Below are 12,312 nucleotides of genomic sequence, written 5' to 3'. Positions count from 1 at the left end.
TAGCCTTGCTAGCTTCCTGAGATATGCGGTCTAGACTCAGTGTGAGCCGGCGCCGGCAGGCGTCCAGACCGTACACATGAAGGTGCTCGCCCAGCTACCCACGACCCACCGCACCTGGCCCGTTAGTCTGATGCACATGGACACAAGGCTGTCGCGTAGTTGGCTAGCGTTGCCGGTATAGGCGCACCCGTCAGGCGCAAAGCGGCACTGTCCGGGCATTTGTCGGCCGACGACGGCGCAACAGCGCGCCAAGCTCACCATTGCAGTACCGGTCCTTCTGAAGCCGCGCGGAAGTCACAACGAACAGAGCATTGCTCCATGCTGGCTTCGGCATGTGGCGTGAGAACGGGCATTCTCCACCATGAAGGTAACTTCACTTTTCGGTGGATGTTTCTTTTCCTTTGAAAGGGAAAGTCCATACGCCACATCCCCAGAAAAACCGGTCGTCGGCCTAACAGGCAAACGGTCAATCTCAGGTGAGGCGTCTTTTCCAGGTCGTCGTCGTTCCATATCGTTCGTTGGGTATTCTACGTCGTTCTATCGTTTTGATAATTCATATTAAAAAGGGGGATTGGTCGGTATGCCTATCTATTAGGGTCGTCGCCTACCGCTTTTCTAGGCTTGAGGGGAGTATTCTCCGGTCGAGTAGCTGACGATGGCCACGAGGCAGACGGCGGCAAGGAAGTTCGTCGCCGATCGATCATATCGGCGGAAATCCTTGAGGCGTCCGAACATACGCTCGATGGCGTTGCGGTCGCGGTAAGGAACGGCGAGAAGCAATTTCTTCAGCGCCGGTTGGCCTTGGGTGCGATGTTCGGCATTGCCCTTTACCCTCGAACTTGTTGCGGATTGCGCTTGGCGCGCCGCCGCCGACACCTCAAGCAAGAATCGGGACTTGGGACGGGACAAGGGCCAGACCGGCCTTCTCCATCCGCGAACGGGCGATTCTACCGGTAAAAAGCCGATCGGTTCTCGCAGCTATCTACAGACCTCGGCACCTGGCGGACAATCGCTGCTGCCCTGTGGAGCGACCTGCCGCCTCGTTGTGGTCGGAGAACTTGTAGAACTGTTTCCCTGCTGAGCTGCTGCACCTAAGCCGATCGCAAGGCCGTTGAAAAAGTCGCCCAGAGCCTGGGCGTCCGCATCGCTCCTACCTTGTTTCTGTCTCGCTTTGGATCGAGCAGCAACTGCGTCTTTCCGGTTTGCTTCGGCTCTGTCCTTACGATCCATCTCCCGCCAGCGGAGAGCATGCTTACTGAATTTCCCGCCATGGGCGAAAAACTCGCACTTCATCTTTAGGTTGTCGCACCGACTGATAAGTACAGTCACCATCCATCGAGAAAACTTTGACTTAGGCACATGTCTATTGTTGGCCCAAATACAATATATTTTATTTGAACGTTTTTCATAGCCGGCTACCATTACCGTGCCGCCTTTGGCCCTTGCATAATCGCCTTCAAATTCTTTCGAGCATTCTCGCCAGAATGATCCTTCAACTGTTCCCCAAGTGTAAGAGGACTTAGCGCCCCCTACCTTAACATCATATCCTTTTTTCTCCGCCTCCTGCTCCTTCTTTCTTGCCAATTTCCTAGCCGTATCTAATTTTGCACTGTCCGCAGTGCTTTTCCCACACTTCCTGAGCATCTCATTATACTTAAAAACTATTTCATTATCTTTGTCTACCTGATTTGAGCAGCGCCCCCAATTCTTGTTGGTTTTTCTGGCCCCACATCGATCAGGATAAGTGAACCCCTCTATGGGATCCAAACTCGAGGGGCATTGTTTGGGATTGGAATTCAGTGCGCTCCGCATCTGCTCTACTGTCTGCGCATATGATGGGTGAAAGCCGAACGATAGGAGCAATGCGCTTATCGCAATTTTTCTCATCTAAGTGTCCTCCCACCCCAAAGATACAGCAAAAGACTCCCATTCCCAACTATTCATAGCGTGCGGCGCTCTTGTACTGCACGCCATCCTCGCGTGGAGTTGCTCAACCGCTCCTGCGGCGCCTTGACCGCAGTAGAAACTCTTTTGTCTAGGGCATGACGATGAGGGAAAGGGCATTGACCAATACCCTTCGGCAAACGGCCTGGTCGCGACAGTTCTCACTGACAGGACTCTTTTTGTGTTTAGAGCCACCATTGTCTCATGGATGGTTCTTTTCCTGAGCGTGGTGTCGTTCGTGGGCTTGGTCTGTGTGTCTAAGTTGCTGTTCTCTCGTATCAAATGTCTGGTCGTGGTGTGTACGCCTATCTATTAGGGTCGCCGGGCGGCTATCTTACAGCCGGACGCGGTGGCGCCTTGGCGGGCCGAAGCAGTCTTCTAGCTTCCTCATCGTGAGCAGGTTGCGGCGACGCAAGCGACGTACGCCGTTTCTCTTAGGGCTCCCTTGCTGCTTCTTGATGTGAGCACGGAAGCGTCCCTTGATCTGCGCGGGTGAAGACCGCCAAATGTCTTCAGGCACACGACTGCTCCTCTTATCCTTTGACCATGCGCGCTCTTCCAACACCTTGATCACCAGGTGCGCAACACGCATGGCTCGGTAGGTCTCGTCTTGAAACAAAGTCGCAACGCCCGTTGTTATGACGCGGGCACTCGAAAAAGCAGGGTTGCGCGTTCTGGGCCTCATGATGGTTCGTGGAGAGAGCAACCAGCCAAGGCGCCGGTAATCGATCTGCTGGAAAACAGCGAACTTGCGGAAATAGGTCACTAGGTTCGCGCTGATGAGGTCGGAAAGCTGATCGCCGGCGAAATGCGCCTTGACGGCACGGCTTCGGGTCGATGTCCATTCGAGACGCACAATAATTGACCCAAACTGCTTCTGCGCAAGCTTCTTCCGTCGAATGTAGAGTTTCAGGTTGTGGGCCGCCCCACGCTCCTCGAAGTAGATGGTTGGCCAGTCAAACAGGCCAACTTTCTTCAAGTCTGCCTTTGATAGTCTCTTTGCTTTGCCAAAGGTATCAACCAGTGAGATGTACCCACGTTCGTGATTGATTTTTCCAAGGTGACACGCCAGCCGGTTCCACGCATGGATGGCGGCGTTCTTTGAGCGAGCTTGAATGTCAAAGGCCCCTTCAACTGCCGTCACACGGTATGGGCCGAGCACGGGCTCGTGCTCCTTCAATAGCTCAAGAACCTTCCTGTCTGGCAGGCAGGTAAAAACCAATCGGCAGCCCTGCTTTCCTCGCAGTTTCTCAATTTTGAAAATGTGACTACAACGCTCGAGTTGCCTAATCGGCAAGAGTTGCCGAAGTCGAGCTTTGGGTACGTCGGTGCAAATGTTGATTCTGTCGAACGTGGGCTGAAAAATCCCAATACCAGGTATGGTCAAGATCGCTGCCACGGTGCTTACCTCAGGCCGCTTCTTTCAAGCTGCACACGAAAACGCTTGTTCTTGGTCTCCGATGCCGGTGCCGGTGCCGGCAGCACCGACGCATTCACGTGCTTTTGGCGGTTTGCCATTTTCTTCTCGATCTCGGCCAGCACTTCCGCCTCAATCCACCACGTATGACCATCTATCCTGATCGGCTCCGGCAACGTGCCGCGTTTTGCGTAGCGCCAAACGGTCGCTACTGACACGTGCATCATCACCGCTACTTCCTTGACGCTCAGCAATTTCACAGGCTGAGCCATCCCTAATCTCCTGTGCCACGGCTAAGCAGCAGGTCCGCTTTCATGAGCAGCACGTCGCGGGTAAGAAAGTGGCGTTGCCCTTTCTTTTCCAACTTCTCTATCTCATGGGCATGTTCTCGGCTCAGCTGGCGAAATTGAGCAGTGCTCAGACCGAGCATGGTGGCCGCCACGCTTTCCCGAACATACTGGTGCGACCACAAGAGAATACTCAGGCCCAGCGCGCGGCGCTGACTCGGGGACAGCAACTCGTCCCGCTCGCAGTCGGTCAGCTCTTGCCAAGTTCTTGCCCGTTGGGTGGCTGTGTCATGCAGCCTTACTCGTGGTCCCTTCGTGATCTTTTTGTCCATCGGCGCAACCTCGTAGCCAGTTTCTCAGATACATAAGTATAAGATACACTACCGACCTTACTTCTAAGCAAGGTTGTTGAATTCTATTAGAATGTCGAAGGCGGTAAGCGCGCTAAAATTCTTCGCTGTGCGAGTTGTATAGCATAACAATCTCCGCAAGAGAACTAAGCTTGCGAAATTTGATCCGAGTGCCCGGTTGAGAGTTACGTAGACTAACGTTTTTCTAGCTGAAAAAAATCAAAAGCGTTTTCAGAGACTTAAGCAATCGTGTATCGTGAATTACCCGCTGTCACAGATTGTTGCAGGTCCGACACAAAAGGCGATGAGCTGGGCGCGGACAACCTGCGCACTTGCCGGCCAACCTTTCGCGCAGCTAAAGTCTCACCCGAGCACGATAGTTTTTGCCAACGTGACTTGTGACATGGCTTGCCCAGCGCTCCAGCAAATCCCGCCTTTGATCCAAGAAGTCGGTGCGGCGGTAAGCCCTCTCAACGCTTGAGCCAATCGTATGGCCGAGAATGGTTTCTGCCACCTCGTGCCGGGCGTCGGTCGCTTCCGCCAGCCAATCCCGTAATGATGATCTGAACCCGTGCGGTCTGTATTCCAGGCCGGCACGCTTCATGTGCTGGCTCATGGCCATGTCGCTAATGACGCCCTTCTTCGGATTGGCGAAAAGGTAGCCGTCGCGCTGAAATTCCTGGGCCTTCTCAATGACGGCCAGCGCCTCCGCTGACAAAGGCACCCTGAATTCCGTGGTGGCGTCCCGCCGCCCCTTCATTGCTTCGGCCGGTATCGTCCACACGTCACCTTCGATCTGGTCCTCGTGGATATGCCTGATAGGCGCCGACCTCACCCCCGTGAGAATTAGCAGGCGCAGGGCCAAATGCGTGATGTTGTCGTCTTTAAGCGTGGCGTAAAACGCCGGCAGGTGCGACCAAGGCATGGCCGGAATATTCTCGGCTTTGTGCCGCTGCTTTCCCAACAAGGCCCTTGCCTTGTCCGTGGCCTGTAGGTCGACTTCCAGGCCCAGCGCGGCGGCGTGTTTGAGACATATGCTCAGCCGGTTCATTGCCTTGCGCGCCGTGTCGGCCTTGGAATGCCAAATAGGCGCTAGCGTGTCGCGTATGTCCCGTTGGTCTATTTCCCCAACCGGCACCTTTCCAAGCTTGGGCAGCACGTGCAGTTCCAGAGGCGTGAACCAACGGCCAGCCTTCCCGTCGCCTTTCAATTCCGCCTTGCGCGACTCAAAGGCATCCTTGGCGATGTCGACCAACAGGTGCAGGTTGCGTGCGGCTTCCCGCTTTTCTTTGTCACGTACCTTGATGGGATCTTTTCCAGCCCGCGCCACTGCCCGCCATTTGTCGGCACCATCGCGCGCTTCCTTGAGGCTGACTTCCATGATGGAACCAAGGCCCATTTCGCGCCGCCTGCCATGGATGGTATAGCGCAAGAACCATTGGCCTCCCCCGTCATCGCGTCTGAGCAACCACAATCCACCGCCGTCGGCGTATTTTCCTGGCGCCAACTTCTTGACGGCAATGGCGCTTAGCCTGTTGAGGGCGCGCATTGCATCCACCTTTCCAAAATTCCCAAATCCACCTATCACAAACCACCGCAAAATCCACCTTTCTATCTATGATAGGTTGCAATCATTTGCGACAGTGTGAGACTTGAGAATCGGCTAAGTGTCTGCGCTATATGGCAAATGATATGACGCGATACACGCTGAGGTCGTATGTAAATGCCCCTAAGCGGCACCACTTGCTTCAGCCTGCAATCCCGGTCTGCCTGACGGCAAAAACGCCCGCGCCATCTCCCAAGCGCGAAGGTGCCCGATACAAAAGCACCGCCACGGTGGCGTCAGCCGGTTACACAAGGCAGGAAATATCTCCGGCCTTCTGGGAGTGGCGTGTCAGCGTCCCCGGAGGCTGCGTGGGTGTGTCGTCGGTTGGCTGCTAGCGCGGCGATTGGAACGCCCGCGCCTCGCAAGCGGGATAGCGAAATGTCGTGAAGGCAAGGTCAAGCTGCGTTCTCCGTTCTGTATCGGCGACGGGCGGAGACTGGGAGAGATGGATACCATGCACGTGAGGCGTCTGGAAGTTGGCCGGACATGGACGCGGGGCGGCCCGCATGCAGGCGCTTGGCCGAGCGGTGCAATGGCCACGAAGCGCCACCTCGCAGCGATCCTGGCTTGCGACGTGGTCGGCTATTCGCGCCTGACGGAGCGCGACGAGCGGGGCACGCTCGAGCGGCTGAAGATCTACCGCAAGGACCTCCTCGAACCGCTGGTCTCCGAGCACCATGGTCGGATCGTCAAGCTCACCGGCGACGGCATGCTGTGCGAGTTCGCGAGCGTCGTCAACGCGGTGACCTCGGCGATGGCGATCCAGCAGGCTCTGGCGGAACACGAGGCGGAGACGCCCGAGGAAGAGCAGATTCGCTTCCGCATCGGCATCAATCTCGGCGACGTGGTCTGCGAGGAGGACGGCGACCTCTACGGCGATGGGGTCAACATCGCCGCCCGCCTCGAAAGCATCGCCGATCCCGGCACCGTGGTCATCTCGGGCACCGCCTACGACCACCTTCAGGGCAAGCTCGACTGCGGCTTCACGCCGCTCGGCAACCTGCGCCTCAAGAACATCGAGCGGCCTGTGCGCGCCTACCGCGTCGAGACCGACGCCAGCGCCTCGGCTGCACCGCCTCCCCTGCCCGAGAAACCCTCGATCGCGGTTCTGCCTTTCACCAACATGAGCGGCGACCCCGACCAGGAATACTTCGCCGACGGGTTGGTGGAGGACATCATCACGGGATTGAGCCGGGTGAACTCCTTCTTCGTGATCGCCCGCAACTCGTCCTTCACCTACAAGGGCCGGGCGGTGGACCTGCGCCAGGTCGGGCGCGAGCTTGGCGTCCGCTACGTGCTCGAAGGCAGCATCCGCAGAGCCGGATCGCGTGTGCGCATCAGCGGGCAGTTGGTGGACGCGATCAGCGGACACCATGTCTGGACCGGCCGCTTCGAGGGTGACGTGAGCGACATCTTCGACCTGCAGGACAAGGTGACCGAGAGCGTCGTCGGCGCTGTCGAGCCGAGCATCCGGCTGGAGGAGATCAAGCAGGCGCGGATGAAGCCGACCGACTACATCAGCGCCTACGACCTCTACCTTCGCGCGCTGCCACGCTTATACAGCATGACGCGCGAAGGTTTTGCCGACGTGCGCCGGCTCACCAACGAGGCGCTCAGCATCGACCCTGGCTTCAGCTTGGCGAAGGCACTCGGCGCCTATGTCCGCAGCATATCCGTGAGCCAGTGCTGGCACGAGCCCGACGATATCCGAGTCGCCGCGCGCATGGCGCGCGAGGTGCTGGCGGAAGCGCGCGACGACCCCACGAGCCTGCGTTTCGCCGCGCAGGTGCTCGCCTACAGCGCGAAGGACTACGAGATGGCGCTGGGCACGATCGGACGATCCCTGCTGCTCAACCCCAATTCGGCGCAGGGCCATACGGGCTGCGGCTGGGTGAACGCACATTCCAGCCGCCCGCTCGTCGCGATCGAGCACTTTCACAAGGCAATGCGACTGAGCCCGGTCGACCCCGAGAAGGGCATCGCGCTCTCCGGCATCGGGATGAGCTACCTGATGCTCGAGCGCTACGAGGAAGCGCTGGCATGGGGAGAACGCGCGCTGCACGAGATGCCGAACTACGGGTCCTCGCACCGGGTGGTGATCATGGCGCTGGTCAAACTCAACCGGCTGGACGAGGCGCAGGCGGCGGCGCGGCGGCTGATGGAGGCGTTCCCGACCTACACGCTCACCCTGCAGAGACAGATCAACCCGTGGCTGGACAAGGGGTTCGCCGAACGTTACGTCGAGGCGCTGGGCATCGCCGGCGTGCCGGAATGACCGTCGCGGTTGCAAGTATGCCCCCTCCCCGTGTCGCCGACCTGTGTAGGACAGCCCCTGCAAGAAGCGTTTGACAGGCCAGGACAGGATTAACTACCCGTCCCAGCAAGGCCCGCACCTTCGAGGGTCACCAAAAACCCCGGCCCGAGGCCGGGGTTCTCGCATCAGGGAAACAGACAAGCCTGCCGCCGTTCGGCTCAGCGGCCGGCTTCAATCGTCTGCGCAGGGCAGCACGGTGGCGGTCAGGCCATCTTAGCCAGGATCTTGGCCATATCTGCCGTGTCGAAAGCTCTCAATGTCTGGGTTCTGATGTTACCCATCGATGCGATCGATAAGGCCAGGGCGGTCGCGGCAATCTCGTCGTCGGCTTCTGCAATCGCCACGACGTCAAACTGACCAAGCGTCCACAACAGCGTGTGAACCTTGACGCCGCTCTTGCTGGCCATCGCCTTGAAAGCCTCGGCACGCTTCTGCGTGTCCTTGATGCTCTTGATACCTTGATCTGTGAAGTTCGACAGCAATACGTAGTAAGCCATTGGTTCCTCCCACAATGGGGAGCGTACGGGCGCTCACGGCGCGTCCGCCGTCTCCCAGAAATACGATAGCACGAGCCGGGCGGGCGAACCACAAGCGGCACGCAAGGTGCGGCCGCGGCAGCCGCTATTTCACCGATCGGCTGAGGCAGCAGGATCCGTTGCTACAAGGACGCCACGGTCTTCAGCGCTCCGTCGAGCATGTCGCCCTTCTCATCCTTCAGCGCCGCTTCGCGCAGGCGGCGGATCCAGTCGGCGGCGTCGGGGCGGCCCTTGACCAGATCCAGTGCCGACAGCACGCGGTCGAACTTGGACTGGGCGCGGGCGTGGGTGTCGCTGTAGCCCTTGATTAGCCGGCGGCAGTTGAGGATTTCGACGGCCAGCGCGTAGTCTTCGCGGACATGGCCAAGCGCCAATTCGTACCAGCGCTCGAGGTGCGCGACCTCTACCTTGTGGCGCAGCAGGCTGCGGCGCCAGCGGCGCAGGCCGCCGATGAACCAGAGCGCAGCAAAGCCGGCGAAACTGTCGGTGCGGATATGGCGGCCGCGGTTGATGCGGCGGTCGAGGAAGGCGGCGAGTTTTGGCCGGCTCTCGATATAGCTGCCCAGCCCCGCCGGCAGCGTGCCGCAGAATTCCTCGATGCGCGGGTGGAAATATTCTGTCACCTGCAGGACCGTTCCGTCCTTGACGCCGACCTCGCGACGCACCCGCTTGTCGCGGGTCGAGCGGGTCTTGAGGTCGGCGACGCGGATCATGTCGTCGTAGCACATGGCGTTGGCGAGATGCTTGGCGGCGGCGACCGACAGCGCATAGGCATGTCCGGCATCGTCCAATGCGAGCGCCCGGCCGAGCCGGTCGAGATATTCGCCGCCATAGGCGATGTCCTGATAGTCGACGACTTTTTTCAGGCCGCGCAGCGCCATGTCACGAACAGGCGCCGGCAAAGCATCGATGCGAGCTGCCAGCTGCTGCCAGCCCTGCAGGAGGCTTTCCGGCCCGCTCACTTTCGCCACGCCTGGACCGGCTTCCGAGGTCGACGGCGTCTCGGTCGTTCCGCTGGCGGGTGCAGCGCCCGCGATACCGCGCGCGCGATCATAGGCAGCGCCGAAGGCGGCGAGGCTGGCCTTGACGCCCCGGCCACCCGCCCCGATCGCCTGCTCGTAGGTTTCGCGGGTGAACGGGAGCGCGTCGGAACCAGCCAGCGCGCCGAGCAGGCTGGCCGAAATCATCGTTCCGTTATCGGCGGCGATCTTTTCCATGTCGAAGGCGATGAAGCGCCTGGCGGCGGCTTCGGCGGTCGCGTGCACCTTGGCGGACGAGGCGCGACCATCGCCCGGTTCGATCTTTTCTGAAACGGCGGCGATGCGGTGCGAGGACGTGATCAGCGTCGTGCGCTCTGGCGTGACGAAACCTCTGATGATGGCGCGTCCGGCTTCCATCAGTTCGGCGGCGATCAGTATGTCGACATCGCCTTGCGCGGGCGACAGGGCGAAGACCGGCAGGCGGCCGGTGTCACGGGCCATTTCGACATAGTAGATGGTGGCGCCGGTGCGCTGGGCGACGCCGGCGACTGAGGTCGACTGGGCGACGTAGCCATTGCGCTCGGCGACGTCGGTGATCCAGTCGGCCAGCACGCCCCCGCCCTGGCCGCCGACGGCGAGCACCGCGAGCTTGATGACGCGCTGATCTTCGGCGGCACCCGCCTTGGGGCGCAATGGGGCATTGTGGTCAAGCATCGGCGAACGTCAAACGACGGCTTTCGCGGCGGCGCTGCAGAAGCCCGATCACCGCGCGGCGCGCGCTTTCGAGGAATCGATCCCAGCGGCTCGGATTGTGCACGACGTCGGCGCGGTAAAAGGACGGGCAGAGCACGGCAGCATCAGCCACTTCGCCGCAATTGCCGCAGCCGACGCAGTTCTGGTCGATACTTGCGACCGGATCATCGCGCAGCGGATCATCGAGCGACTTCACCGACAGTGACGGGCAGCCGGACAGCCGCATGCAGGCGTGATCGCCGGTGCAGATATCCTCGTCGACGCCGAATTTCGGTTTTACGACCCGCTCGCCGCCCTTGATTGCCTTGTCGACCAGCGGCTTTTCGCGGCGCTCGCGGTTCAGCATACATTCCGACGAGGCGACGATGACCTTCGGCCCCTTCTCGTCCGTTGTCAGCGCCTCGCGCAGCGTGTCCTGCATCTTGCCGACGTCGTAGGTGCGGTCGATGTGGCGCAGCCATTTGACGCCCATGCCCTTCACCGCCTCGGTGATCGGATGCTTGGTCGATTTCGTCCGGTTGCCGGCGCGGGACGACAGAATGTCCTGGCCGCCGGTCGCGGCCGAGTAAAAATTGTCGACGATGACGATGACGCCGTCATTCTTGTTGAAGACGGCATTGCCGATCGAGGAGGTCAGGCCGTTGTGCCAGAAGCCGCCATCGCCGACGAAGGAGATCGAGCGGCGTTTGGCGTCGGGCGAATTGAAGGCCGAAGCCGAGGCCGGCCCGAGGCCATAGCCCATGGTGGTGGCGCCGAGCTCGAAGGGCGGCATGATCGAGAACAGATGGCAGCCGATGTCGGAGGCGATGTGGTGCTTGCCGAGCTCCTGCTCGACCAATTTTGTCGCGGCGAAGATCGGCCGCTCCGGGCAGCCGATGCAAAAACCGGGCGGTCGTCCTGGAACGACATTGATGAGGTCGGCGGTGTCGACGCCCTCGCCCGATTTGTTCGGCGCGCGCACCTCACCTGGCAGCAGATGCGGCGCCTCGGCGCGCAGGAAGGAGCCGATGCCGTCGAGCATGACCTGGCCGGTGTATTCGCCGGCCATCGGCAGATGTTCCTTGCCGACCAGCCTGGTGCCGCGCCCCGCCTTGTGAAGCATGGCGGCAAAAGCCTGCTCGATGTAGTTGGGCTGGCCTTCCTCGACGACCAGCACCGCCTGCTTGCCCTCGCAAAAGGACAGGAATTCGTCGTCGACCAGCGGATAGACGGCATTGAGCACATAGAGCGGCACGTCGGTGTCGCCATAGGTGTCGGCGAGGCCGAGGCGCTGCAGGGCGCGGATCACCGCATTGTACATGCCGCCCTGCATGACGATGCCGACCGCGCCGTGGTCCGATCCAAAAATCTCGTTGATCTTGTTCCTGCGGATGAAATCCACCGCCGCCGGCCAGCGTTTTTGCACCTTCTCCTTCTCGTGCAGGAAGGAAGCAGGCGGCAGCACGATGCGGCCGGTGTCGCGGCGCGGCGCGTCGAGCGCATCGGCCACCGACATTGGCGGCCGCTTGTTGTCCTTGGCGATGAAATGGCCATGCACATGGCAGCAGCGAATGCGGACCTGCAGCATAACCGGCGTGTTGGACGCTTCCGACAGCTCAAATCCGTCCTCCACCGCCTTGACGATCGACGGCAAATTGGGGCGCGGATCGAGCAGCCAGACCTGGCTCTTCATGGCGAAGGCGTGGCTGCGCTCCTGCATGATCGAGGAGCCCTCGCCATAATCCTCGCCGACGATGATCAGCGCGCCGCCGGTGACGCCGCCTGAGGCCAGGTTGGCGAGCGCATCGGAGGCGACATTGGTGCCGACCGTCGACTTGAAGGTAGCGGCGCCGCGGATCGGATAATGCACCGAGGCCGCCAGCATGGCGGTGGCGGTGGCTTCCGAGGCGCTCGCCTCGAAATGCACGCCAAGCTCGCCCAGAATGTCCTGCGCGTCGGCCAGAACGTCCATCAGATGGCTGATCGGCGCGCCCTGGTAGCCGCCGACATAGCCGACGCCGCATTGCAGCAGCGCCTTGGTGATGGCGAGGATGCCTTCGCCGGCAAACTCCTCGCCGGCACCGAGCCTCAGCTTTTCGACTTCCTTGGCAAAAGACCGTTCGGCCATTTCTTCTACTCCTTCCGT

General features: G+C 60.3%; 9 protein-coding genes and 1 pseudogene. 1 reads left to right on the top strand and 9 read right to left on the bottom strand.

Features of this window, described 5'->3' with window-relative positions; genetic code table 11:
- Positions 1–615 precede the first annotated feature (615 nt).
- From A6B35_RS36425 to A6B35_RS07280, 6 genes and pseudogenes are all read right to left on the bottom strand, one after another.
- Positions 616–824 (bottom strand): annotated as a pseudogene (locus A6B35_RS36425) (IS5/IS1182 family transposase); the annotation flags it as partial.
- A gap of 154 nt (positions 825–978) precedes the next feature.
- The gene (locus A6B35_RS35450) at positions 979–1,887 is read right to left on the bottom strand and encodes a hypothetical protein (protein ID WP_139032216.1); all 909 of its coding nucleotides are present in this window, start codon (positions 1,885–1,887) and stop codon (positions 979–981) included.
- Positions 1,888–2,278: 391 nt separating this feature from the next.
- Positions 2,279–3,343 carry a hypothetical protein gene (locus A6B35_RS07295; RefSeq protein ID WP_006202893.1) on the bottom strand — a complete coding sequence of 355 codons (1,065 nt, stop codon included), beginning with the start codon at positions 3,341–3,343 and terminating at the stop codon, positions 2,279–2,281.
- Positions 3,344–3,348: 5 nt separating this feature from the next.
- A complete protein-coding gene (locus A6B35_RS07290) occupies positions 3,349–3,633 on the bottom strand; it encodes a helix-turn-helix transcriptional regulator (protein ID WP_006202892.1) in 285 nt (94 codons plus the stop codon).
- 2 nt (positions 3,634–3,635) lie between these two features.
- Entirely contained in the window at positions 3,636–3,980 is a 345-nt protein-coding gene (locus A6B35_RS07285; RefSeq protein ID WP_006202891.1) for a hypothetical protein, read from the bottom strand.
- A gap of 373 nt (positions 3,981–4,353) precedes the next feature.
- Entirely contained in the window at positions 4,354–5,547 is a 1,194-nt protein-coding gene (locus A6B35_RS07280; RefSeq protein ID WP_006202890.1) for a tyrosine-type recombinase/integrase, read from the bottom strand.
- A 589-nt stretch (positions 5,548–6,136) separates the two neighbouring features.
- On the opposite strand from A6B35_RS07280, the gene A6B35_RS07275 reads away from it, so the two are divergent.
- A complete protein-coding gene (locus A6B35_RS07275; protein ID WP_006202889.1) occupies positions 6,137–7,879 on the top strand; it encodes an adenylate/guanylate cyclase domain-containing protein in 1,743 nt (580 codons plus the stop codon).
- Between the two features lie 242 nt (positions 7,880–8,121).
- On the opposite strand, the gene A6B35_RS07270 is transcribed toward A6B35_RS07275, so the two are convergent.
- From A6B35_RS07270 to A6B35_RS07260, 3 genes are all read right to left on the bottom strand, one after another.
- The gene (locus A6B35_RS07270) at positions 8,122–8,415 is read right to left on the bottom strand and encodes a GYD domain-containing protein (protein WP_006202888.1); all 294 of its coding nucleotides are present in this window, start codon (positions 8,413–8,415) and stop codon (positions 8,122–8,124) included.
- A gap of 161 nt (positions 8,416–8,576) precedes the next feature.
- Entirely contained in the window at positions 8,577–10,148 is a 1,572-nt protein-coding gene (locus A6B35_RS07265; protein WP_006202887.1) for an indolepyruvate oxidoreductase subunit beta family protein, read from the bottom strand.
- Positions 10,141–12,294, bottom strand: coding sequence for a thiamine pyrophosphate-dependent enzyme (locus A6B35_RS07260; protein ID WP_006202886.1), 2,154 nt, complete (start codon positions 12,292–12,294; stop codon positions 10,141–10,143). Before A6B35_RS07260 ends, A6B35_RS07265 begins: the two co-directional genes overlap by 8 nt.
- Between the last annotated feature and the right edge of the window lie 18 nt (positions 12,295–12,312).

The organism is Mesorhizobium amorphae CCNWGS0123 (genome assembly GCF_001686985.1).
GTDB lineage: Bacteria > Pseudomonadota > Alphaproteobacteria > Rhizobiales > Rhizobiaceae > Mesorhizobium > Mesorhizobium amorphae.
The sequence above is the reverse complement of the archived record's forward strand: the minus strand, read 5'-3'. Positions and strand labels throughout refer to the sequence as shown.

What these genes read in the sequence shown, in the direction of transcription:
- A6B35_RS35450 (WP_139032216.1), bottom strand. Translation starts at nt 1,887, where the DNA reads ATGAGAAAAATTGCGATAAGCGCATTGCTCCTATCGTTCGGCTTTCAC.
- A6B35_RS07290 (WP_006202892.1), bottom strand. Translation starts at nt 3,633, where the DNA reads ATGGCTCAGCCTGTGAAATTGCTGAGCGTCAAGGAAGTAGCGGTGATG.
- A6B35_RS07285 (WP_006202891.1), bottom strand. Translation starts at nt 3,980, where the DNA reads ATGGACAAAAAGATCACGAAGGGACCACGAGTAAGGCTGCATGACACA.
- A6B35_RS07280 (WP_006202890.1), bottom strand. Translation starts at nt 5,547, where the DNA reads ATGCGCGCCCTCAACAGGCTAAGCGCCATTGCCGTCAAGAAGTTGGCG.
- A6B35_RS07275 (WP_006202889.1), top strand. Translation starts at nt 6,137, where the DNA reads ATGGCCACGAAGCGCCACCTCGCAGCGATCCTGGCTTGCGACGTGGTC.
- A6B35_RS07270 (WP_006202888.1), bottom strand. Translation starts at nt 8,415, where the DNA reads ATGGCTTACTACGTATTGCTGTCGAACTTCACAGATCAAGGTATCAAG.
- A6B35_RS07265 (WP_006202887.1), bottom strand. Translation starts at nt 10,148, where the DNA reads ATGCTTGACCACAATGCCCCATTGCGCCCCAAGGCGGGTGCCGCCGAA.
- A6B35_RS07260 (WP_006202886.1), bottom strand. Translation starts at nt 12,294, where the DNA reads ATGGCCGAACGGTCTTTTGCCAAGGAAGTCGAAAAGCTGAGGCTCGGT.